At 63.4% G+C, this 23,187-nt stretch carries 20 protein-coding genes and 3 tRNA genes; 13 read left to right on the plus strand and 10 right to left on the minus strand.

Translation table 11 applies throughout. The features are described from left to right. Positions 1-6: 6 nt before the first annotated feature. Positions 7-264, plus strand: a complete 258-nt coding sequence (moaD, locus tag ACHAC9_RS01170) for a molybdopterin converting factor subunit 1 (RefSeq protein WP_435756299.1) — start codon at positions 7-9, stop codon at positions 262-264. A gap of 40 nt (positions 265-304) precedes the next feature. Here the strand turns inward: moaD and dctP are convergent, their stop codons facing one another. The 5 genes from dctP to ACHAC9_RS01195 form a co-directional block, all read right to left on the minus strand. Then, a complete protein-coding gene (gene dctP / locus ACHAC9_RS01175; protein WP_435756301.1) occupies positions 305-1,348 on the minus strand; it encodes a TRAP transporter substrate-binding protein DctP in 1,044 nt (347 codons plus the stop codon). A 169-nt stretch (positions 1,349-1,517) separates the two neighbouring features. Further along, a complete protein-coding gene (locus ACHAC9_RS01180; protein ID WP_435756303.1) occupies positions 1,518-1,733 on the minus strand; it encodes a hypothetical protein in 216 nt (71 codons plus the stop codon). A gap of 10 nt (positions 1,734-1,743) precedes the next feature. After that, positions 1,744-2,685 (minus strand): alpha/beta fold hydrolase, encoded by a 942-nt coding sequence (locus ACHAC9_RS01185; RefSeq protein WP_435756305.1) that lies wholly within the window; start codon positions 2,683-2,685, stop codon positions 1,744-1,746. Further along, positions 2,682-2,885 carry a helix-turn-helix transcriptional regulator gene (locus tag ACHAC9_RS01190; protein ID WP_435756307.1) on the minus strand — a complete coding sequence of 68 codons (204 nt, stop codon included), beginning with the start codon at positions 2,883-2,885 and terminating at the stop codon, positions 2,682-2,684. The genes ACHAC9_RS01185 and ACHAC9_RS01190 overlap by 4 nt, the downstream gene beginning before the upstream one ends. Beyond that, the gene (locus tag ACHAC9_RS01195) at positions 2,882-3,268 is read right to left on the minus strand and encodes a hypothetical protein (RefSeq protein ID WP_435756309.1); all 387 of its coding nucleotides are present in this window, start codon (positions 3,266-3,268) and stop codon (positions 2,882-2,884) included. Before ACHAC9_RS01195 ends, ACHAC9_RS01190 begins: the two co-directional genes overlap by 4 nt. A 133-nt stretch (positions 3,269-3,401) precedes the next feature. Here ACHAC9_RS01195 and ACHAC9_RS01200 point away from each other — a divergent pair, with 133 nt between their 5' ends. Then, positions 3,402-4,643: a TIGR03862 family flavoprotein gene (locus ACHAC9_RS01200; protein WP_435756311.1), complete on the plus strand. Its 1,242-nt coding sequence runs from the start codon at positions 3,402-3,404 to the stop codon at positions 4,641-4,643. On the opposite strand, the gene ACHAC9_RS01205 is transcribed toward ACHAC9_RS01200, so the two are convergent. The 5 genes from ACHAC9_RS01205 to hpnC all read right to left on the minus strand — a co-directional run bounded on the left by ACHAC9_RS01205 (position 4,637) and on the right by hpnC (position 9,479). Beyond that, on the minus strand, positions 4,637-5,440 hold the full coding sequence (locus ACHAC9_RS01205) for a head GIN domain-containing protein (RefSeq protein ID WP_435756313.1): 804 nt from the start codon (positions 5,438-5,440) through the stop codon (positions 4,637-4,639). The genes ACHAC9_RS01200 and ACHAC9_RS01205 overlap by 7 nt on opposite strands. A gap of 10 nt (positions 5,441-5,450) precedes the next feature. Continuing rightward, on the minus strand, positions 5,451-6,227 hold the full coding sequence (locus ACHAC9_RS01210) for a DUF1700 domain-containing protein (protein ID WP_435756315.1): 777 nt from the start codon (positions 6,225-6,227) through the stop codon (positions 5,451-5,453). A gap of 101 nt (positions 6,228-6,328) precedes the next feature. After that, complete coding sequence (gene hpnE, locus ACHAC9_RS01215; RefSeq protein ID WP_435756317.1) at positions 6,329-7,753, minus strand: hydroxysqualene dehydroxylase HpnE; 1,425 nt, start codon at positions 7,751-7,753, stop codon at positions 6,329-6,331. Then, positions 7,740-8,573 (minus strand): presqualene diphosphate synthase HpnD, encoded by an 834-nt coding sequence (gene hpnD, locus ACHAC9_RS01220; protein ID WP_435756319.1) that lies wholly within the window; start codon positions 8,571-8,573, stop codon positions 7,740-7,742. The genes hpnE and hpnD overlap by 14 nt, the downstream gene beginning before the upstream one ends. A gap of 96 nt (positions 8,574-8,669) precedes the next feature. After that, positions 8,670-9,479: a squalene synthase HpnC gene (gene hpnC / locus ACHAC9_RS01225; RefSeq protein WP_435756321.1), complete on the minus strand. Its 810-nt coding sequence runs from the start codon at positions 9,477-9,479 to the stop codon at positions 8,670-8,672. A gap of 161 nt (positions 9,480-9,640) precedes the next feature. Here hpnC and ACHAC9_RS01230 point away from each other — a divergent pair, with 161 nt between their 5' ends. From ACHAC9_RS01230 to ACHAC9_RS01280, 11 genes are all read left to right on the plus strand, one after another. Next, a complete protein-coding gene (locus tag ACHAC9_RS01230) occupies positions 9,641-10,765 on the plus strand; it encodes an efflux RND transporter periplasmic adaptor subunit (RefSeq protein WP_435756323.1) in 1,125 nt (374 codons plus the stop codon). Beyond that, on the plus strand, positions 10,762-13,848 hold the full coding sequence (locus ACHAC9_RS01235; protein ID WP_435756325.1) for an efflux RND transporter permease subunit: 3,087 nt from the start codon (positions 10,762-10,764) through the stop codon (positions 13,846-13,848). Before ACHAC9_RS01230 ends, ACHAC9_RS01235 begins: the two co-directional genes overlap by 4 nt. Before the next feature lie 240 nt (positions 13,849-14,088). Further along, positions 14,089-14,175, plus strand: a tRNA-Leu gene (locus ACHAC9_RS01240). Positions 14,176-14,205: 30 nt separating this feature from the next. Next, positions 14,206-15,546, plus strand: a complete 1,341-nt coding sequence (gene tig, locus ACHAC9_RS01245; protein ID WP_435756327.1) for a trigger factor — start codon at positions 14,206-14,208, stop codon at positions 15,544-15,546. Between the two features lie 66 nt (positions 15,547-15,612). Then, on the plus strand, positions 15,613-16,230 hold the full coding sequence (gene clpP / locus ACHAC9_RS01250; RefSeq protein ID WP_435756329.1) for an ATP-dependent Clp endopeptidase proteolytic subunit ClpP: 618 nt from the start codon (positions 15,613-15,615) through the stop codon (positions 16,228-16,230). Between the two features lie 165 nt (positions 16,231-16,395). Then, positions 16,396-17,664 carry an ATP-dependent Clp protease ATP-binding subunit ClpX gene (clpX, locus tag ACHAC9_RS01255; protein ID WP_435756331.1) on the plus strand — a complete coding sequence of 423 codons (1,269 nt, stop codon included), beginning with the start codon at positions 16,396-16,398 and terminating at the stop codon, positions 17,662-17,664. A gap of 270 nt (positions 17,665-17,934) precedes the next feature. Next, positions 17,935-20,343: an endopeptidase La gene (gene lon, locus ACHAC9_RS01260; protein ID WP_435756333.1), complete on the plus strand. Its 2,409-nt coding sequence runs from the start codon at positions 17,935-17,937 to the stop codon at positions 20,341-20,343. A 212-nt stretch (positions 20,344-20,555) separates the two neighbouring features. Beyond that, positions 20,556-20,828, plus strand: a complete 273-nt coding sequence (locus ACHAC9_RS01265) for an HU family DNA-binding protein (protein WP_435756335.1) — start codon at positions 20,556-20,558, stop codon at positions 20,826-20,828. A 79-nt stretch (positions 20,829-20,907) separates the two neighbouring features. Continuing rightward, positions 20,908-20,984 (plus strand) — tRNA-Asp (locus tag ACHAC9_RS01270). An 18-nt stretch (positions 20,985-21,002) separates the two neighbouring features. Continuing rightward, positions 21,003-21,079, plus strand: a tRNA-Asp gene (locus ACHAC9_RS01275). A 118-nt stretch (positions 21,080-21,197) separates the two neighbouring features. After that, a complete protein-coding gene (locus ACHAC9_RS01280; RefSeq protein ID WP_435756337.1) occupies positions 21,198-23,108 on the plus strand; it encodes a SurA N-terminal domain-containing protein in 1,911 nt (636 codons plus the stop codon). The last annotated feature ends 79 nt before the right edge of the window (positions 23,109-23,187 follow it).

The raw sequence follows: 23,187 nt of genomic DNA on the forward strand, positions 1-23,187 counted from the left end.
CAGACCATGCACATCGAATTACGATTTTTTGCGTCCGTACGCGAAGCCCTGGGCCTCGCGGGGGAGCGTATCGAACTACCCGAGGGCGTCGCGACCGTGGGCGCCGTGCGCGAGCACCTGATCGCCCGCGGCGGCCCCTGGGCGGGAGCCCTGGGGCACGAGCGCGCACTGCGCATGGCGTTCAACCACGTCATGTGCGGGCCGGAGACGGCAGTGAAAGAGGGCGGAGAGGTAGCGTTTTTCCCACCTGTGACCGGGGGGTAAAAGCAAGCAGTGGCAGGGCGGCGCATGCCGCCCTGTTCGACTACAGCGCGACGATCGACTTTTCCGCAAGCGCCAGCAGTCTGGCGCAATTCTCATTGCGCCCGCTGAAGTCCACCCAGGCCGTCGTGCGTGCCATGTCCTGCCATTTTTTCAGGGTGTCGGCATTCATGTCGACCACCCGCGCGCCGGCGCGCGCGTAGACAGTCGCTACCGCCGCGTCGTCGCCCTGGGCCATGCGCAGGGCGAACTTTTCGAGGTCGGCGCCGACCGCCATGATGGCCGCCTGCTGGTCCTTGTGCAGGCGGTCGAACACGGTCTTCGACATCAGGAGCGGCTCGAGCATGAACCAGTAGCCGCCGCTGCGTGCGGTGGTCAGCGAGCGCGACACGTCATGCAGGCGGAACGAGATCAGCGAGGTCGAGGACGTGAAGGCGGCGTCCAGCGCACCGCTCTTCATCGCCGCGTGGATGTCGTTCGACGGGATGTTGACGATGGTCGCTCCCGCTTCCTGCAGGATCAGGTCCATCTCGCGCGAGCCGCCGCGCACTTTCAGGCCGCGCGCGTCTTCGGGCGCCACGATCGGCGCGCCGCGCGCGGCCACGCCGCCGGCCTGCCAGATCCAGCTGATCACGACCAGGCCTTGCTCGGCCAGGATGCGCGTCAGTTCCTTGCCCACTTCCGCATTCTTCCAGCCGTAGCCCTGGGCATAGGACGTGACCAGGCCGGGCATCAGGCCGATGTTGGCTTCGGGGGATTCATTGTTGGCGGCGTAGGACAGCGGCACCAGCGCGAGCTCGAGGCCGCCCTTCTTCAGTGCGCCGAACTGGGCGTTCGGCGCCATCAGGGTGGCGTTTGGGTAAATCGAGAACTTCAGGCTGCCGCGGGTACGCTTTTCGACGTCGGCCGCGAACATGCGGCACAGCCGGTCGCGGAAGTCGCCTTCCATGATGCTGCCGCCGGGGAACTGGTGCGAGATTTTCATCGACTGCGATGCGGCCCATGCACTGCCGAGCCACAGGGGGCTGGACGCGATGGCGGCCAGCACGGTTCTACGAGCCGAGATCGGCCCTGTCTTCAACGACATATTCATCCTCCAAGATGAGTAACACTTCACTACCGGGCGAATCGTGCATGCCTACGGACACGCATCGTTCGCTTTATGGTTCCTATAAGAATATTCCTTAGATAATACTTGTCAAGCAGTATCTTGTTTTCTTAACAAAGGCGCCGTGAATAACACGAGGAGGAAGGGCTTATTTCTTGTCCAGTGCGTTGCCGGCGATGCCGCGCTTCATGTTGCGGTAGCGGGTTCCGATGAAGATGGCCGAGGCGACCGTCGCCCACATCAGCGCTGAGACCCAGGCGCGCTCGAGCGTTTCGCCGCGCAGCAGATCGACCACCATCAGCAGGGTGAACATGGAGACGACGGCAAACAGGTATTGCATGATCCAGTGACGAAGCGGTGGCATGGCGGTCTCCTCAGAGTGTTTTCAGGAACTGGCGCAACGCGTCGTGCACCGCCTGCGGCTGGTCCAGCATGGCGAAGTGGCGCGCGTTGTCGATGAATACGACTTCCAGCTTCGGCGTGCCGGTCATCAGTTCCCGATAATACGCCACCTTCTCTGGCGCGGACACGCCCATGCCGGCATTGTCCGGGCCGTACGAGGGCGTCAACATCAGCAGCGGGGACCGGATCTTCGGCAGCCCCGGGCGCAGGTCGAGCGCCAGCACCGCGCCTATCCAGGCGGCCACCGCTTGCGGGTCGCTGCGCGCGGTGAGCCGGGCCAGGTCGTCGGCCTTGCCCATGTCGGTCACACCCATCGTGCGCATGTATTGCCGCTGCTGGCTAGCAAATGCCTGTGGGTTCAAGCTGGCCATCCGCTGGCGCATGTTGTCGGCCATGGCAGCGCGTTGTTCAGGCGGCATGTCCTCGGTGCGCGGGAACACCGACAAACCGTCGATGGCGACGGCGCCGCCAATCCGGTCCCCCAGGTCCTGGGCCAGGGCGATCGCCAGTGTGCCGCCGACGCTGTGCCCGACCAGCACCGGTTTGACGAGCTTGCGCGAGGCTACCAGTTCGGTCAGGGCGGACCTGGCCGCATCGAAGGGGTTGCCGGCCACGGCGGGGCGGCCGTCGAAGCCGGGCAGGGTCACGACATACAGGGTGTGGTCTTTCGAAAATTCGCGCACCGTTTCCTGCCACACCCACCCGCCGGTGGCCAGGCCCGGAATCAGGACCAGCGGGCGACCGCCGCTGCCGTAGCGTTCGACCAGCATGCCCTTGACCTCGAAGCGTTCCGCAGCGGCGATCGACGTGGCGAAGCGGTTCGGCTGTTGCGGCGTTTCCTGCGCAAGGGACGGAACGGCGGCAGCGAATAGAAGTGCGAACAAGATGGACGCGCGTTTGAAGGGTGCTTTCATGCAGGCTCCTGGTCAGGGTTGAAGATCGATTCGATCGGTTGCTGGAACAGTCGGGAAATCGCAAAGGCCAGCGGGAGGCTGGGGTCGTAGCGGCCGTTTTCGATGGCGATCACGGTCTGGCGCGACACGTCGAGCAGCTCGGCCAGGCGCGCCTGGCTCCAGCCGTGTTCGGCGCGCAGTTCGCGGAGATGGTTGTTCATCGGTCGAGGATTTTTCGCACGATCTGCACCACGACCACCGACAGGCAGAGCACGCACCAGACGATGAACATCGACAGCTTCGGAAAGCCGGCGGTTTCGAGAAAGCCGTAGGTGAAGGTCAGGCCGGCCGTGATCGCCGCACCCAGCGAGACGTTTTCCAGCAGGAGCCTGCGCACGTATTCGTCGGCGCGCTGGACCTGGCGCACGATGGCCCAGATGGCGGCGCCGAAGCCGATCATCGGGCTGACCAGGATCGCGGTGCGCAGCACACCAGGCGCCATTGGTCGCCCGAACGTGATCGCCAGCATCAACAGGACGGTGTACAGCGCGAGCGCACCGAACAGCTCGCGCAAGTAAAGTTTGGCAATACGTTTTTCGTGCATGGCGGGCTCCGCGGTGTAAAGTATGCTTTACATCCTAGGCGCACAGAAAGTCGATGTCAAGCACCCTTTACACTTTCTTTATGCAAGGTGATTTCGACTACAATGCGCGCTCCGCACATCTACCTTGCCCAGCATGTCCAACACCCTTCAAACGTCCCCGCGCGTCGTCGTCATCGGCGGCGGCCCCGCCGGCCTGATGGCCGCCGAAGTGCTGGCCGCAGGCGGTGCACAGGTCGATCTGTATGACGCCATGCCCTCGGTGGCGCGCAAATTTCTGCTGGCGGGGAAGGGCGGCATGAACATCACCCATTCCGAGCCGTATGAGGACTTCGTGCGCCGCTACGGCGCGAGGAGCGGCGAAGTCGCGGCATGGCTTGGCGAGTTCACCCCAAGCGACGTGCGCGCCTGGATCCATGGCCTGGGCATCGACACCTTCGTCGGCACCTCGGGCCGCGTCTTCCCGACCGACATGAAGGCCGCTCCCTTGCTGCGCGCCTGGCTGCACCGGCTGAGGGAAAGCGGCGTGCGCTTACACATGCGCCACCGCTGGCTGGGCTGGGAGGGCGCGTCGCTGCGCTTCGCGACACCCGAGGGAGAGACGTCGGTGCAGGCCGATGCCGTCATCCTGGCGCTCGGCGGCGCCAGCTGGGCGCGGCTTGGCTCGGATGGCGCCTGGGTGCCGCTGCTGGAAGGACGCCGCGTGGAAGTGGCGCCCCTGGTGCCCGCCAACTGCGGCTTCGATGTCGACTGGTCGCCGCACTTCAGCAACAGGCACGCCGGCGCGCCCTTGACCACGGTGGCGATGGCCTACGAAGAGCGCGACGGCAACCGCGCCCGGCGCCAGGGCCAGTTCGTGGTCACCGCCACCGGGATCGAGGGCAGCCTCGTGTACGCCTTGTCGAGCGTGCTGCGCGACCAGATTGCCGCACGCGGCGAGACGACGGTCTGGCTCGACCTGGCACCCGACCACGACGCCGACCGGGTGCGCGCGCAGGTGACGAGACCGCGCGGCGCGCGTTCGATGTCGAGCCATTTGCAGAGCCGGCTCGGGATCAAGGGCGTGAAGGCGCTCTTGCTGCGCGAATGCCTGGCGCAGGCCGATTACATGGATGAAGAGGTGCTCGCGAAAGCGATCAAGGCGCTGCCGGTGACACTCAAACGTCCGCGCCCGATCGATGAAGCGATCAGCAGCGCCGGCGGCGTGCGCTTCGAATCGATGGACGCGCACGGCATGCTGCTCGCGGCGCCGGGCGTGTTCGTCGCCGGAGAGATGATCGACTGGGAAGCGCCGACCGGCGGCTACCTGCTCACTGCCTGCTTTGCCAGCGGCCGCGCGGCGGCGCGAGGTGTACTGCGCCGGTTGACGGATCAGTGATCGAAATGAACGTCGCCGGCGCCGGTGCGGCTGATTGAGCGCTGGGGCGGGTCGCCGTAGACGTCGACATCGCCGCTGCCGCTGACCGCGACCGCGACCCTGGCGTTGGCGGTGACGCTGGCGTTGCCCGAGCCGGTCTGGCGTACTGTCACGGTCTCGGCCCGCAGGCGCTTGGCGTCGACCGTGCCCGAGCCGTTCGACTCGGCCTGGAACTCGCGCGCGGCGCCCGCCAGCGCGATCGTGCCGGCGCCGGAGAGCTCGGCCTCAACGCTGTCGCCGTTGCCGGCATCCAGGGTGAGTGTACCGGTGCCGTGCACCGTGGCTTTCGCCTGGCGATAGCGGCCGTTGAAGTCGATGCTGCCGGAACCGTTCAGCTCCACCTCGATCAGCTCGCCCGAGAAGCCGTTGACGCGGCTGTCGCCGCTGCCGTCGACACCGAACCGGTCGAGCGCCGGCAAGGTCAGTTCGACCTCGATCGGCTGGCGGTGGCGCAGCACGATGCCGCGCGTGCCGATGTGCAGCACGCGGCCCTCCTGGCTCGTCTCGATGTTGGCCAGCAGGCGCTGTTCGCCGCGCACCACGAGCCTGGGCTGGGCGCCGTAACGCAGGGTGAGGTCGATCGGCCCGGAGAGTTCGACCGCACGCACCTGGCGCGTGACCGGCCGCGATTGTTCGTCGACGATGCGCGCGTCCAGGCGCGCGCTGCCGCCCTGGGCGCGCAGAGCGCCGTAGGACAGCCCGATCAGGACAAAGGCAAGGATCAACAGGCCGAAGCCCACCCGCAATAAGGAACGCATCGCCCTCCCTTCAGCTGCCGCGCAGCAGCGACATGTTCATTTGCAGGTAGCGCTTGAGCCCCAGCGCCGCGTAGCGGGTGACGACGATCGACACCAGGAACAGCACGATCCCGCCCAGCACACTGGCCAGGCCCAGCACGGTCTGGGTCGCGCGCGATTCTTCGTCCATGTCGGTCGAGATGCGGATGCCGCTCCCGGCCACCCGCTCGGCGCCGCGCACCACGCGCGAGTTCGATTCCTCGTCGCGGTCGTTCCCGGCATCGGCTCCGGTGTCGGGCGCCTTGTCCTGGCTGACCTCGATGCCGGTCTCCCCGATCGACACGCGCGTGCGCGTGCCGTCGTCGACGTCGCCACCCATGACGTGGCGCAGGGGCCCGTCGAGCACCAGTTCGTTGGCGCCGGCCAGGCCGCTGGCGGTAATCGCGATACCGCCGACATACAAGGCGAATGCGCCGACGTAGAGGGCCGCGAGGAGCGCGCCGAAGACGGCGGCCGGGATCACCATGAACAGGTTGAAGATCACCAGTCCCAGCGCCGACACCAGCATGCGCACCAGGTTTGCCGGGTTCTTCTGTTCGGTAAAGGCAGTCATGTGGGTGTTCGCACGCAGGGTCAGGGCGACTTTCTTCGGATCGTCCAGTTCGCGTGCGATCTCGGCATCCGGCCGCCCGGCGGCCATGCCGTCGACGAAGCGCTGCTCGTACCAGGCCAGGGTCTTTGCCTGCAGTTCCGGCGGCAGGCCGAGCATGGCGCGTTTCAGCGCGTCGAGGTATTGGAGCTTGCCCATGGCTCAGGCGTGGCCGAGCGCGAGCATCGACAGCAGGAGCAGGGTGCGCAATCCGGGTTGGGGTGTCATGGTGGTGTGCAAAATCCGCTTATCCGATACGCTTACTGTACGGATTCGGCAGGTGGGCTGGTACCGGCGTGCGACAGGCTGCCGTTTCCGGCGCTTGAAGCGCCTCCACGCAGGATGATCGACGCCGCCGCCTGGGCGCTGCGCACCGCCGACTCGAGGGTGGCAGGATAATCGCCCGCCGTGTAGTCGCCGGCCAGCGCCAACCCGGGCAGGGGGGTGGCATTTTCCGGGCGGGCCAGGCCCGGGGTGCAAGCGAAGGTGGCGCGCTTTTCGGTGATCACGCGGCTCCATTGCGGCTTGTCCAGGCCAAGGCCGGGGAATGCGGCGCCTAGCTGGACAGCACAAGCGCGAGCCAGCGCGTGCTGGTCGAGCGCGGCTGCCGCGCCGGCGGCGCTGATCACCACCGCCAGCAGGCCGGCCTGGGTCGCGTCGAGCTGGCCGCGGTCGAACACGAACTGGCCGAAGCGCCCTTCACCTGGCGCGTCGAGCAGGGCGCAGAACGGCAGCGGCAGGCGCAGGCCCGGATCGTATTGCAGGTAGCAGGTGGCGATCGGCTCGTACTCGAAGCTGTTCAATTGAACGGCCAGATCGGCGGCTTCGGCAAACGGCGCGAGCAGCGTGCCGGCGTTCGCCGGCGGCGTGGCCAGCACGACGGCGTCAAACTTGCCGCGCCATGCGCCGCCGAGCGCATGGCCGCTGGCAGCGAGCTCCCAGCCGCCAGGGACGCGCATCAAGGACTCGACCTTGGCGCCGGTGTGGACGGTGCCGGCTTTCGATGCGAGATAGCGCCCGGCCGCCTGCGGGAACAAGGCCCCCAGGTCGAGGCGCGGGAGCAGCATGTCGGAGGCCGCGCGTTTCGCGCCCAGGCTGTCGCGCAGCACGGCAAGGAACACGTTGGCCGAAGCGCGTTCCGGCGCCGTGTTCAGGGCCGCCAGGCACAGCGGATGCCACATCAGGCGCTGCAGGCGCGCGGTCTGGTCGAAGCGATCGAGCAGGACGGTGACGCTGACGTCCGTATCCAGGCGCCAGCCCATCCAGCGCGCGGCGCTGCTGAAGCGCGCCAGCGCCATCTTGTCCTCGCGCGTCAATCCTTTTGCACGCAGCAGGGCGACCAGCATGTGCCAGGGCGCCGGCAGGCGCGGCGCGACGAAATCCATGCCGCCGCTGTCCGCCGGGTAGCGCATCTGCAGCGGCAGGCGCAGCATGGCCGTGCCTGGATCGACGCCGACGCGTTTCAACAGGGCGAGGGTGTGCTTGTAGGCGCCGAGCAGGATGTGCTGGCCGTTGTCGAGGGGGCGGCCATCGACCTCGATCGCGCGCGCCCGCCCGCCGAGGGTGCGCGCGGCTTCGAACAGGGTCACGGCGGCGCCGCGCCGCGCCAGTTCGACGGCTGCCGCACAGCCGGCCCAGCCGCCGCCGACGACGGCGACGGAGAGCTGCGCTCTAGGTGCGGACATAGGTCTTCCACGCCAGCCAGAGTTTGCGCAGCGGGGTGAGGGAGATGCGCTGGTTCAGCACATGGAAGTTGTCGTGGGCGATTTCGTCGAGCAGGGTGCGGTAGATCGAGGCCATCATCAGGCCCGGACGCTGGGCGCGCCGGTCCTCTTTCGGCAGGAGCGCGAGGGCCTCGTCGTACATCGCCTGCGCGCGTTCGGTCTGGAACCGCATTAGCGCCTCGAACTTTTCGCTGTGGCGGGCGCTGAGCAGGTCCTGCGCGGTGACGCCGAACTGCTGCAGCTCGTTGACCGGCAGGTAGATGCGGCCCTTGCGCGCGTCTTCACCCACATCGCGGATGATGTTGGTCAGCTGGAACGCCAGCCCCAGCTTCTCGGCATACGCGAGCGTTTGCGGGTTCGAAAAGCCGAAGATGCTGGCCGAAAGAATGCCGACCACGCCGGCCACATGCCAGCAATACTTGCGCAGGCCCGGGTAGTCGAGGTAGCGGCTCTGGTCGAGGTCCATCTCCATGCCGTCGATGATAGCCTGCAGGTGCTGCTCTTCCAGGTGATACACGTCGAGATGGGGCTTCAAGGCCTGCGTGACCGGGTGCATCGGCGTGCCCTTGTACATGGTCGAGACTTCGGTGCGCCACCAGGCCAGCTTGATGCGGGCCAGCGAAGCGTCGGTCGCGTCGTCGACGGTATCGTCCACCTCGCGGCAGAACGCGTACAGGGCCGTGATCGCACGGCGGCGCTCGGCAGGCAGGAAGAGGAAGCTGTAATAGAAGCTGGAACCGCTCTGGACAGTCTTTTGCTGGCAGTATTCGTCAGGAGACATGTAAAAAAGGCAAGATTAGGCAGGCGAAGCCGTTATCTTAGCTGATGCGGGCCACGGCCGGGCTTGTTCGAGCGCTTTTTCGCCGGGACAAGTGCCTTACATGCGCAGCGCGCGCCAGACCATGAGGAGATAATCGAGTTTGCCCAGTGCCGGGCGGCGCCGGAACACATCGTAATCGGCCGCTTCGATCCGATCGAGGATGCGCAGGCCGCCCTGGATCACCAGGCGCAGCTCCCAGCCGATGCGACCCGGCAGGCGCGTGGCCAGTGGCGCGCCCGACAGCATCAGGGCCCGCGCGCGCGCGACCTCGAACGCCATCAGCGCGCGCCAGGCCGGGGTGTCGGCGCCCGCAACGATGTCTGCTTCGCGAACGCCAAAGCGCGTCAAATCTTCCTGTGGCAGGTAAATGCGGCCTTTCCCGATATCGATGCCGACATCCTGCCAGAAATTGATCAGCTGCAGGGCGCTGCAGACGGCGTCGGCGTCGCGCAGGTTGGCCGCGCCAGCGACGCCGTAGAGGGCCAGCATCAGGCGCCCGACCGGGTCGGCAGAGCGGTGGCAATAGTCGAGCAGGGCGGGATAGTCCGGGTAGCGCGCGGTGACCACATCCTGGCGGAAGGCCGACAGCAGGTCGCGCAGCGGTTGCAGCGACAGCTTATATTGCGCCACGACCGTGGCGAGGCGGGCGAACATCGGCCGGCCTGGGGTGCGGCCGGCTTCAATGTCGCCGAGTGCGGCTTCGTACTCGGCAAGACTCGCCAGGCGCTCGGCTGGGGAGGCATCGCCCTCGTCGGCGACATCGTCGGCGCCGCGCGCGAAGGCATAAATGGCTTCGACGGCGGGCACCAGGCGGCGCGGCAGCAGGATGGAGGCGACAGGGAAGTTTTCGTAGTGATCGACGGCCATGATAAAAATGACCGGCAAGTCATTTGATAAAGGTATTTGCAACATTATAATTGCCGGGCTTTGGAGCGTGCGGGTTTGCGCTGATAATGCTCCATTCCCAGAAAAGGAAGACTACCGTGTCCACATCGACCCGACCGCGCCGGCAACAGACAGCGCCCGCCATGCTCCTTTGTGCGTTGCTATTGGGCGCCTGCTCGAAGGAAGCGCCGAAGCTTGATGCGCCGCGTCCGGTGCGCGCCGCCGTGCTGGCCGAAGGCGCCGCCGGAGCGAGTGCCGAGTTCTCGGGCGAGGTGCGTCCGCGCATCGAATCGCGCTTGGGCTTCCGGGTAGCCGGCAAGATCACGGCGCGCGAAGTCGACGTCGGCACGCTCGTCAAGCAGGGACAGGTGCTGATGCAGCTCGACCCGCAAGACCTGAAACTGGCTGCCACGGGGGCACAGGCCAGCCTGCGCGCGGCCGAAACGAATCGCGACCTGGCCGATGCCGACTACAAGCGCTACCAGGAACTGCGGACTAAAAATTTCGTCAGCCAGTCGGTGCTCGACACCAAGCGCGCCGCCTTGCGCGCGGCCCAAGCCGAAGCCGATGCCGCGCGCGCGGCGTTTCGCGGCCAGTCGAACCAGGCCGGCTACGCCAGCCTGGTCTCGGACGTGGATGGCGTCGTCACCAGCATCGACGCCGAGGTCGGGCAGGTGGTCAATGCCGGCACGCCGGTGGTGCGGGTCGCCCGTACCGACGAACTCGATGTCGTGATCGGCATTCCGGAAGACCGCGTCGGCGACCTGCGCCGCGCCAGTTCGGTGACGGTGCGGATATGGTCCAGCCCGGATCAGCCGATCGCGGGCCGGGTGCGCGAAGTTTCGCCGATCGCCGATCCGGCCACGCGCACCTATACGGCCAAGATCGCGATCCCGCCGCGTGCAGGCGTGCGCCTGGGGATGACGGCCGCGGTGCAGGTGGCCTCGAAAAACGGCGGCACCGGACTGCGCGCGCCGCTCACCAGCCTGCACCATGAAAAAGGCGTGACCGGGGTCTGGTTGGTCGAGAACGGCGCCGTGCGGCGCGTTCCCGTCACCATCGTCGGCCAGGCCGGCAACGATGTGCTGCTGGGCGAAGGCGTGAAAGCCGGCCAGACCGTCGTCACGGCCGGCGTCAACCTGCTGCGCCAGGGCCAGAAAGTGCGCATCCTGACTGCCGACGTGGCGCGCCGTGACGATACGGAGGCGGCAGCAGCCAGCGCTCCGGCGGCCGGCGCTCCGGCAGCAGCCGGCGGGGCCGTCAAATGAGGGGATTCAACCTCTCGCGCTGGGCGCTCGAACACATTCCACTGACGCGCTACCTGATCGCCGCCTTGCTCATCGGCGGCATCCTCAGCTACGGCGCCCTGGGCCAGGACGAGGATCCCCCATTTACCTTCCGCGCGATGGTGGTGCGCGCCGTCTGGCCCGGCGCGACGGCGGTGCAGATGGCCGAGCAGGTGACGGACAAGCTGGAGCGAAAACTCCAGGAAACCCCGTATGTCGAGCGCATCCGCAGCTTTTCCAAGCCCGGCGAGACGACCATCATCCTGGAACTGCGCGAGTCTGCGCCGCCGAAAGACGTGCCCGGCTCCTGGTACCAGGTGCGCAAGAAAATCGGCGACATGGCCGGGACCTTGCCGCAGGGCGTCATCGGTCCCTTCTTCAACGATGAATTCGGCGATACCTACGGTTCGATCTTCGCACTCTCGGGCGACGGCTTCACCTATGCCGAGATGAAGGATTACGCCGACTTCGTGCGCCAGCAACTCCTTGGCGTGCCGCTGGTGGCGAAGGTCGAGCAGTTCGGGGTGCAGAACGAGAAGGTCAACATCCTGTTCTCGAACAAGAAGTTCGCACAGCTGGGCGTGCCTTTCGAGCAGATCGTCAACCAGCTGGCCACGCAAAACAATGTCGAGGCGTCCGGCGTACTGGTGACGCCGACCGACAACCTGCAGGTGCGCGTCACCGGCGCCATCAAGAGCGTCAAGGAACTCGAAGACCTGCAGCTGCGCGCCGGCAGCACGACCTTCCGGCTGGGCGACTTTGCCACCGTGAAGCGCGCCTACCAGGATCCGCCCACGGACAAGATGCGTTTCAACGGCAAGGAAGTGATTGGACTCGGCGTGTCGATGGAGAAGGGCGGCAACATCATCAAGCTGGGCGAGTCCCTGACGTCCACGGTCGAGCGCATCCGTGCCCAGCTGCCGGTCGGCATCGAGCTCGAACGCGTGTCGGACCAGCCGCGCGCAGTGACGAGCTCCGTCAACGAATTCATCCGCACGCTCATCGAAGCGGTCTTCATCGTGCTGGCCGTCAGTTTCGTCGCCCTCGGCCTGCATACGAAACCAAAGCTCTCGCTCGACATGCGCCCCGGCCTGGTAGTGGCACTGACGATTCCCCTGGTGCTGGCGATTACCTTCCTCTTTATGCGCGTGCTCGATATTTCATTGCACAAGGTCTCGCTCGGCGCGCTGATCATCGCGCTTGGCCTGCTGGTGGATGACGCCATCATCGCGGTTGAAATGATGGTGCGTAAGATGGAAGAGGGCCTGTCGCGGCTGGAGGCGGCGACTTACGCCTACACCTCGACGGCGATGCCGATGCTGACCGGCACCCTGATCACGGCCGCCGGCTTCCTGCCGATCGGCCTGGCCAAGTCGGCGGCGGGCGAATACACGTTCTCGATGTTCTCGGTGAACGCGATTGCGCTCCTGGTGTCGTGGGTGGTGGCGGTGACGTTCACGCCGTATATCGGCTTCATTCTGCTCAAGGTCAAGCCGCATGGGCAGGGACATTCCGAGCACGACGTGTTCGACACGCCGGGTTTCCGCCGCTTTCGCAAGGTGGTGACCTGGTGCGTGGAGTTTCGCAAGACGACGATCATCGTCAGCCTGGCGGTGTTCGCGCTGGGCGTGTTCGGTTTCAAGTTCATCGAAAAGCAGTTCTTCCCGGATTCGAGCCGACCGGAACTCATGGTCGAGATGTGGCTGCCGGAGGGCACGAGCTTCGCGGCCAACGAAGCGCTGGCGAAGAAGTTCGAGGCCTTCGTGCGCAAACAGGAAGGTGTGGAAAGCATCACCAGCTATGTCGGTACCGGCAGCCCGCGCTTTTATTTACCGCTGGACCAGATTTTCCCGCAGTCGAACGTCTCGCAATTCGTCGTGCTGCCGGTCGATGCGGCGCGCCGCGACACGTTGAAGATAAAGATCGAAGAGGTGTTCAGGAACGAGTTCCCCGAGGTGCGCGGGCGCGTAAAACTGCTGCCGAACGGTCCGCCGGTGCCGTATCCGGTGCAATTCCAGGTGGCCGGACCGGACATCGGCATCGTGCGCGGCGTGGCCGACCAGGTCAAGGATGTGCTGCGCGCGAATCCGAACGCGGTCGGGGTGAACGACAACTGGAACGAGTCCGTGAAAGTGCTGCGCCTCGACCTGGACCAGGATAAATTGCGCGCGCTCGGCGTGACCTCGCAATCGGTGCGGCGCTCTGTCAATACCGTGCTGTCGGGCACGACGATCGGCCAGTTCCGCGAAACCAACGAGTTGATCGACATTGCCGTGCGCCAGCCAATCGAAGAGCGCTCGACGATCACGGTGTTGAAAGACATGAACATCCCGACCGCCTCGGGTCGCTCGGTAACGCTGGGACAGGTGGCGCGGGTGGAGTTCGTGTGGGAACCGGGCGTCGTCTGGCGCGAGGGTCGTGAGTGGGCGATCATGGTGCAGTCGGACGTCGTGGCCGGGATCCAGGGGCCGACGGTGTCGACCCAGGTCGGCGACAAGCTGGCCGAGCTCCGCGCCAAATTGCCGGCCGGCTACCGCATCACGCTCGAGGGCGCGGCGGCCGACAGTTCGCAGGCGGAGGCCTCGATTACGGCCAACGTGCCGCTGGTGCTGTTTATCGTGTTTACCTTGCTCATGCTCCAGCTGCACAGCTTCTCGCGTGCGCTGCTGGTGTTCCTGACCGGTCCGCTGGGCGTGGCGGGGGCGGCGATGGCCTTGCTGCTGCTGGGGCGGCCGTTCGGTTTCGTGGCGAACCTGGGCGTGATCGCATTGTTCGGGATGATCATCAGGAACTCGGTCATTCTCGTCGACCAGATCGAGCAGGACATCAAGGCCGGCGCCGAAGCCTGGGACGCGATCATCGAGGCAGCCGTGCGGCGCTGCCGGCCGATCCTGCTGACGGCGGCCGCGGCGGCGCTGGCGATGATCCCGCTGTCGCGCTCGGTGTTCTGGGGGCCGATGGCGGTGGCGATCATGGGCGGCTTGCTGGTGGCGACGGCGTTGACCTTGTTGTTCTTGCCGGCCTTGTATGCGGCATGGTTCCGGGTCAAGAAGCCGGTGCGGTAAGTTTGGGCCTCCTTACGGCGTGGGCACTTGTGCCCACGCCGTATCGCCATATGAAGATCGGCGGCGCCAATTCATATGCCTATCAGCCCCGCCCCCCCACGTCAGCAAAATTCACGCCTGTCGTGTCAGAAAATCCAGTAAAATACCGGGTTGAAGTTCTAGCCCCTAAACAATGGAGTGCAAGGGCGGCCGGTTTCACTGTCGGGCGCCCTTTGTTTATGTGGCAATATGCAATCCTGCGCGAGGATGGCGAAATTGGTAGACGCACCAGGTTTAGGTCCTGACGCCAGCAATGGTGTGGGGGTTCGAGTCCCCCTCCTCGCACCACGAATAATTATTTTTTTGGACGATTTTACGATGGCAACTGCAGTCGAAACCCTGGATAAACTCGAGCGTCGCTTGACGATCACTTTTCCACTGAGCGATGTCCGTTCGGAAGTTGAAAAACGCCTCAAGAAGCAGGCCAAGACCGCCAAGGCTCCTGGTTTCCGTCCTGGCAAAGTGCCTCTGAAAATGGTCGCTGCCCAGTACGGCTACCAGATCGAGTCGGACGTGCTGAACGACCGCGTCGGCCGCGCCTTCAACGAGGCAGCCAACGAAAACGGCCTGCGCGTTGCCGGTTTCCCGAAAATCGAACCGAAAGAAGACGCAGCCGAAGGCATGCTGTCTTTCGACGCGACCTTCGAAGTATTCCCGGAAGTCGTCATCGGTGAACTGTCGGCTGTTGAAGTCGAAACCGTGGTCGCCGACGTGTCGGATGCCGAAATCGACAAGACCATCGACATCCTGCGCAAGCAGCGCGTGCACTACCACACCAAGGGCGAAGCAGGCGAACACGGCGACGGCGGCGAGCCGGTCGCGGCCGTTGGCGACCGCGCGACGGTCGATTTCGTCGGCGTGATCGACGGCGTTGAATTCTCGGGCGGCAAGGCTGAAGACTACGCCTTCGTGCTCGGCGAAGGCCGCATGCTGCCGGAATTCGAAGCTGCGACCGTCGGCCTGAAGGTTGGCGAGAGCAAGACCTTCCCGTTGGCATTCCCTGCCGATTACCACGGCGCCGACGTTGCCGGTAAAACTGCCGACTTCACCATTACGCTGAAAAAGCTGGAATGGGCGCACATGCCGGTCGTGGACGAAGAGTTCGCCAAGTCGCTGGGCATTGAGGACGGTGCGATCGAGAAGATGCGCGCCGACATCAAGTTGAACCTGGAGCGTGAAGTCAACGCCCGCGTCAAGGCCCGCAACAAGGAAGCCGTGATGGACGCCCTGGTCAAGGTGACCACCATGGACGTGCCAACCGTCATGATCCAGCAAGACGCAGAGCGCCTGGCCGAGCAAACCCGCCAGGACATGGCCCAGCGCGGTATGGACGTCAAGAGCATGCCGTTCCCGACCGAACTGTTCGCCGAGAAGGCCGAGCGCCGCGTGCGCCTGGGTCTGATCCTGTCGCAACTGGTCGCTGACAACAGTCTGCAAGCAACGCAAGAGCAGGTGAAGGCCCAGGTCGAAGATTTTGCACAGAGCTACGAAGATCCAAAAGAAGTCCTCAAGTACTACTACAGCGATCGTCGCCGCCTGGGTGAAGTCGAAGCCCTTGTATTGGAAGAAAACGTCGTTAACTATGTGCTTGGCAAGGCAAAGGTCAGCTCCAAGGCAGTTGCTTTCGACGAATTGATGGGCAGCAACCCACAGGCTTGAACCCAGGCGTAGGCTTTTTGTTTCGAGCCTCCGTTTTTCAAGCCATCTTACAAGGAACGAACAGGTATGAACCGTAATCCGGCATTGGACACCCAAGCACTCGGCCTCGTGCCGATGGTAGTTGAGCAAAGCGGCCGCGGCGAACGCGCGTACGACATTTACTCGCGTCTGCTCAAGGAGCGCGTGATTTTCCTGGTCGGTCCGGTCAACGACCAGATGGCCAACCTGATCGTCGCCCAGATGCTGTTCCTCGAGAGCGAGAATCCCGACAAGGACATTTCGCTCTACATCAACTCGCCGGGCGGGTCGGTGTCGGCAGGTCTGGCGATCTTCGACACGATGAACTTCATCAAGCCCGACGTGTCGACGCTCTGCACGGGCCTGGCTGCCTCGATGGGCGCTTTCCTGCTCGCCGCCGGCGCCAAGGGCAAGCGTTTCTCGCTGCCGAACTCGCGCGTCATGATTCACCAGCCGTCGGGTGGTTCGCAGGGCATGGCATCGGACATCGAGATCCAGGCCAAGGAAATCCTGTATCTGCGCGAGCGCCTGGCACGTATCATGGCCGAGAATACCGGCCAGAGCGTCGACCAGATCCACAAGGATACCGACCGCGACCGCTTCATGTCGGCCGAGGAGTCGGTCGACTATGGCCTGATCGACAAGGTGTTGACGACCCGCGCTTGAGGCATCACAAGGTGTTGCTTAAATAACGCCCGGGCGCAAACACGTTCGGGCGTTTGTTTTTTATTTCGGGTAGCATGGTGGGGTACGCGTGCATTGCCGCGTGCCCCGCATTCGAGTTATATTTTCGCGATATCTTCTTAGTTCTTCACACGAGACAAGCCCCCCATGTCTGACAAAAAATCCTCCAGCGGCGAAAAGCTTCTGTACTGCTCGTTCTGCGGCAAGAGTCAGCACGAGGTCAAAAAACTTATCGCGGGACCTTCGGTCTTTATCTGCGACGAGTGCATCGACCTGTGCAACGACATCATCCGCGACGAGACATCGAACGTCGAGTCGGTGGCGGGCGCCAAGTCCGACCTGCCGACGCCGCACGAGATCGCCGAACTGCTCGATCAGTACGTGATCGGCCAGCAGACTGCCAAGCGCATCCTGTCGGTAGCGGTCTACAACCATTACAAGCGTCTCAAGCACCTCGGCAAGAAGGATGATGTCGAGCTGGCCAAGAGCAATATCTTGCTCGTCGGTCCGACCGGCTCCGGCAAGACCCTGCTGGCCCAGACGCTGGCGCGCATGCTCAACGTCCCGTTCGTCATCGCCGACGCCACTACGCTGACCGAAGCGGGCTATGTGGGCGAAGACGTCGAGAACATCATCCAGAAGCTGCTGCAGAGCTGCAATTACGAAGTCGAGAAGGCCCAGCGCGGCATCGTCTACATCGACGAGATCGACAAGATTTCGCGCAAGTCCGACAATCCGTCGATCACCCGCGATGTCTCGGGCGAAGGCGTGCAGCAGGCGCTGCTGAAACTGATCGAAGGCACGATGGCTTCGGTGCCGCCGCAAGGCGGGCGCAAGCATCCAAACCAGGACTTCGTCCAGATCGACACGACCAACATCATGTTCATCTGCGGTGGCGCGTTCGACGGCTTGGCCAAGATCGTGCAGAACCGTTCGGAAAAGGGCGGCATCGGTTTCGGCGCCAGCGTCAAGAGCGCGACCCAACGCTCGAACAGCGAAATCATGATGGAAGCCGAGCCGGAAGACCTGATCAAGTTCGGTCTGATTCCGGAACTTGTTGGCCGGCTGCCTGTCGTAGCTACGCTGAACGAATTGACTGAAGAAGCGCTCATCCAGATCCTGATCGAGCCGAAGAATGCGCTCATCAAGCAGTATTCGAAACTGCTGGAAATGGAAGGCGCGGAATTGGAAATCCGTCCGGCGGCATTGCATGCCATTGCAAAAAAAGCACTGGCACGCAAGACCGGTGCCCGTGGCCTGCGTTCCATCCTGGAACACGCGCTGCTCGACGTGATGTACGAATTGCCGAATCAGCAAAACGTGGTGAAAGTCGTGGTTGATGAGAATACGATCACGAATGGCGCCAAACCTTTGCTGATTTACAGCGAAACCGCCAAAGCATCCGGAGAAAATTAAAAAATATCCACGCGGAAACCACAAAAGCACTTGTGCGCAGGGAGCTTGGCGGTACAATTTACCTCAATAAAAGCATCCGGCTTCAATCGAAAAGCCACTCGCGACTTCGGTCGCGTGGTGGCTTTTTCATTTGGAATCGGGATTTTATTGGAACGTCCAGATTGCATTTCGCGAATATGTTTTTTTATTCACAGAAATAATTTTTCGGACGGTCTTGAGTTTTAACCGTGTACGCCCAACATCGACTACACGCTTTTTATAAGGTATACCATGACAACTTCGAAATTAACCGAGCAAACGACGCTGCCTCTGCTGCCGTTGCGCGACGTGGTCGTATTTCCCCATATGGTAATACCCCTGTTCGTTGGCCGTCCGAAATCGATCAAGGCGCTGGAAGCCGCGATGGAGCAGGGCAAGAGCATCATGCTCGCCGCCCAAAAGGCAGCCGCCAAAGACGAACCTTCCGCCGAGGACATCTACGAGATCGGCTGCGTCGCGAACATCCTGCAAATGCTCAAACTTCCGGACGGTACCGTAAAGGTGCTGGTCGAAGGGTCGCAGCGAGCCCGCATCGACAGCATCAGCGATGCGCCGACGCACTTTGTCGCCGAACTGACCCCGCTGCGTTCGGAAATCGGCGACGATTCCGAAGTCGAGGCGATGCGCCGCGCGATCGTCCAGCAGTTCGATCAGTACGTCAAACTGAACAAGAAAATCCCGCCCGAGATCCTGGCCTCCCTGGCCGGTATCGATGATGCCGGCCGCCTGGCCGACACGGTCGCGGCGCACCTGCCATTGAAGCTCGAGCAGAAACAAGTCATCCTGGAGATCTTCAACGTCGCCAAGCGCCTTGAGCACCTGCTCGGCCAGCTGGAAGGCGAGCTGGACATCCTGCAAGTCGAGAAGCGCATCCGTGGCCGCGTCAAGCGCCAGATGGAGAAGTCGCAGCGCGAGTACTACCTGAACGAGCAGGTCAAGGCGATCCAGAAGGAGCTGGGCGAGGGCGAAGACGGCGCCGATATCGACGAGCTGGAAAAGAAAGTCATCGCCGCCAAGATGCCGAAGGAAGCGCTCGACAAGGCCACAGCCGAGATCAAGAAGCTGAAACTGATGTCGCCGATGTCGGCCGAGGCCACCGTCGTGCGCAACTACATCGATACCCTGGTGTCGCTGCCATGGAAGAAGAAATCGAAGGTCACGAACGACCTGGTCAACGCCGAGCGCGTGCTGGAAGCGGAGCACTATGGCCTCGACAAGATTAAAGAACGCATCCTGGAATATCTTGCAGTCCAACAGCGCGTCGACAAGCTGAAAGCCCCGATCCTGTGCTTCGTGGGCCCTCCAGGCGTGGGTAAGACCTCGCTCGGACAGTCGATCGCCCGTGCCACGAACCGCAAGTTCGTGCGCATGGCCCTGGGCGGCGTGCGCGACGAAGCCGAGATCCGCGGCCACCGCCGTACCTACATCGGCTCGATGCCGGGCAAGGTGCTGCAGTCCCTGGCGAAGGTCGGCGTGCGCAATCCGCTCTTCCTGTTGGATGAGATCGACAAGATGGGTGCGGACTTCCGCGGCGATCCGTCGTCGGCCCTGCTTGAGGTGCTGGACCCGGAACAGAACCACACGTTCTCGGACCATTACCTGGAAGTCGACTTCGACTTGTCGGACGTGATGTTCGTGGCGACCTCGAACTCGTACAACATCCCGCCGGCACTGCTGGACCGGATGGAAGTGATCCGCCTGTCGGGTTACACCGAGGACGAAAAGACGAATATCGCGCAGCGTTACCTGCTGCCGAAGCAGGTCAAGGCAAACGGGCTCAAGGATGGCGAGATCCGTATCGAGGAATCGGCGATTCGCGACATCATCCGGTATTACACCCGCGAAGCCGGCGTGCGTTCGCTCGAGCGTGAAATCTCGAAGATCTGCCGCAAGGTCGTCAAGATGCTGCTTTTGAAAAAGAGCGACAAGGTGGTCATCGTCAACGGCAAGAACCTGGACAAGTTCCTGGGCGTGCGCCGTTACGACTTCGGCGTGGCCGAGAAGGAAAACCAGGTCGGCCAGGTGGTGGGACTTGCCTGGACCGAAGTCGGCGGCGACCTGCTGACGATCGAGGCGGTGAATGTGCCGGGTAAAGGCGCCATCATCCGCACCGGTACCCTGGGCGACGTCATGAAGGAGTCGATCGAAGCGGCGCGCACCGTGGTTCGTTCGCGCGCGCAGCGCTTCGGCATCAAGTCCGAAGCGTTTGAAAAAAACGACATCCACATCCACGTGCCGGAAGGCGCGACGCCGAAGGATGGTCCGTCCGCGGGTATCGGCATGACGACGGCGCTGGTGTCCGCCTTCACCGGCATTCCGGTTCGTGCGGATGTGGCGATGACGGGCGAGATCACGCTGCGCGGCGAAGTGCTGCCGATCGGCGGCCTGAAGGAAAAGCTGCTGGCAGCCCATCGCGGCGGCATCAAGACGGTGTTGATCCCCGAGCAGAACGTGAAGGACCTGGCCGAGATTCCGGACAACGTCAAGAACAAGCTCGAGATCGTCCCGGTGCGCTGGATCGAGAAGGTGCTGGAAATCGCACTGGAACGCCAGCCTGAGCCATTGGTCGAGGTGCAGGCCGTAGCGGTGACGCCGGCGCCGGCAGCCGCCGAAGGGCAGGGCGAGGTCGTCAAGCACTGATCGCTGTCGGATCGAGAACGAGAGGCGCCCTGCGGGGCGCCTTTTTTTATTGGGCTGCCGCCGGTACGGCGTAGGGGGCATACGAATCACCACACTGAAACATCCTTCGATGAATGTTGCTTGACAGAAGCAATCCCCCCTTGTTTAATACGCGCTTGCACTTTTTGCAGCAAGGCGCAGCGCCGCCGCGTCAGAACGACTAGAGGATTAGAGTGAACAAGACTGAACTGATCGAAGAAATCGCGAAATCCGCGGACATTACGAAGGCCTCGGCCACTCGTGCGTTGGACGCGATGATCGAAGCGGTGACGAACACCCTGAAGAAGAACGACAGCGTGACGCTGGTCGGCTTCGGCACCTTCACCGTCGGCGACCGCGCTGCGCGTACCGGCCGCGATCCGCGCACCAAGGAGCCAATCAAGATTAAAGCGGCGAAGGTTCCGAAATTTAAGGCTGGTAAAGCGTTAAAAGATGCTGTAAACTAATGCCTTCTCTGCAGTGACATGCAGAGACAACATCCTGAAGCTGTCGCCGCACGGATGATGCAGTACCCAGTATTTACGTGGAGCGGTAGTTCAGTTGGTTAGAATACCGGCCTGTCACGCCGGGGGTCGCGGGTTCGAGTCCCGTCCGCTCCGCCACTTAAATACAACGAATTTGGAGCGGTAGTTCAGTTGGTTAGAATACCGGCCTGTCACGCCGGGGGTCGCGGGTTCGAGTCCCGTCCGCTCCGCCAGATTTCAGTATTATTTGGGGTGCTCGGAAAACAGCATTTCAACGAGAAGAGGCGAACGCGAGTTCGCCTTTTTTTTTAACTTGTGCTTTGAAGTCATTTCTACAGCGATTGGTGGACCATGTTTGATTTCGTACGTAACAACAAGCGCTTGCTGCAGGGCGTCCTGCTGCTGCTGATCATCCCTTCGTTCGTGCTGGTCGGCGTCGACAGCTACCAGGACCGTGGTGACAGCGCTACGGGCGTGGCTGAAGTCGATGGCCGCAACATCACCCAGCAGGAATGGGACGATGCGCAGCGGCGCCAGATCGACCAGGCGCGACAGCAGATGGGCCCGCAGTTCGACCAGAAGATGTTCGACACGCCGGAAGCGAAGCGCGAAGTGCTGGAAAACCTGGTCGCCGAACGTGCCGTCAATGCCGAAATCGACCGCAGCCACCTGACCGTCAGCGACAGTGCGATTGCGAAGGCCATCGGCGCTCTGGGCACCTTCAGTAAACCGGACGGCAGCTTCGACCTGGACGCCTACCGCGCCGCCCTGGCCGCGCAAGGCATGACACCGCAGGCTTTCGAGGCGCGCATGCGCCGCGACATGGCCATTGCCCAGCTGGCCGGTTCGATCCAGTCGACCGCCTTCGTGCCGCGTTCGGTCGCCAACCGCGTCTCGGACATCAATGACCAGGAACGCGAAGTCCAGGAACTGCTGTTCCCGATCGCCCAGTACCTGCCGCAAGTGAAAGTCACTGACGACATGGTGAAAGCCTTCTACGACAAGAACGCGAACCTGTTCCAGATCCCGGAAACCGTGAAGGCCGAGTACATCGTGCTCGACAGCGCCGCCGTGGAAAACCAGGTCACGGTCAGCGACGCCGAAGTCAACCAGTTCTACAGCGCCAACCAGAAGCGTTTCACCACGCCTGAGCAGCGCACGGCCAGCCACATCCTGATCACCAAGGCACAAGATGCGAAGCCTGCCGAGGAAGCCGCCGCCAAGGCGAAAGCCGAGGCCGTGCTGGCCGAAGTGCGCAAGAACCCGGCCGACTTCGCGGCGATCGCCAAGACCCAGTCGCAAGATCCTGGTTCGGCACCCCAGGGCGGCGACCTCGGCCTGGTGGAGCGCGGCAGCCTGGTGAAATCGGTGGAAGATGCGATCTACGGCCTGAAGGAAGGCGAAGTATCGGGCATCGTGCCCTCGGAGTTCGGCTACCACATCATCAAGGTCACCGCAGTCAAGGCGCAGACCCAGAAGTCGCTCGAGGAAGGCAAGCTCGAGATCGCAGCCGAAGTGAAGAAGTCGAAGCTCTCGAAGAAGTATTCGGAACTGGCCGAACAGTTCAATGACAGCGTCTACGAACAGGCGGACAGCCTCAAGCCTACCGCCGACAAGCTGGGCCTGACCATCCAGAGCGCCGAAGGCCTGGGCCGCAAACCCAATCCTGCCCTGGGCGCCGCGCCTTTCAACAACGAGAAATTCCTCGCTGCCCTGTACGCGACGGATGCGATCAAGAACAAGCGCAATACCGAAGCGGTGGAAGTCGCGCCGGCCGTCCTGATCGCCGGCCGCGTAGTCGAATTCAAGCCGGCGACCAAGCGTCCGCTGGCTGAAGTGGAAGCCGCGATCCGCCAGCGCGTGACCCAGGAAGAAGCCCTGCGCCTGGCACGCCAAGCCGGTGAAGCGAAACTGGCCGCCGCCAAGGCATCGGGCGACGCCACCGGCTTCGGCGAAGCGAAGGTCCTGACGCGCACCAAGGAGCCGACGATCAACCCGGCTGGCGCGCTCGCCGTGTTCAAGGCCGATGTCACCAAGCTTCCGGCCTATGTCGGTGTCGACCTGCCGGGTACGGGCTATGCCGTGTATCGCATCGGCAAGGTCTCGCAGCCGGCCCAGGTCGACACGGCCCGCCGTGCCCAGGAAGCCCAGCAGATCGGCGGCCTGGTCGGCCAGACCGAGCTGTACAACTTCGTGGAATCGATCAAGGTCAAGTCGAAGGCAAAGATCAGCGCAGGCAGCGCGCCGGCCAAGGCGGAATAAGCCCGGCTCGAAGCGACGATTAAAAAAACCCGGATGCTCGCGCATCCGGGTTTTTTTTCGTTCGTACCTTCCTTCGAGC

Origin of the sequence: Massilia sp. CMS3.1 (genome assembly GCF_051262535.1) — a bacterium.
Lineage (GTDB): Bacteria > Pseudomonadota > Gammaproteobacteria > Burkholderiales > Burkholderiaceae_D > Telluria.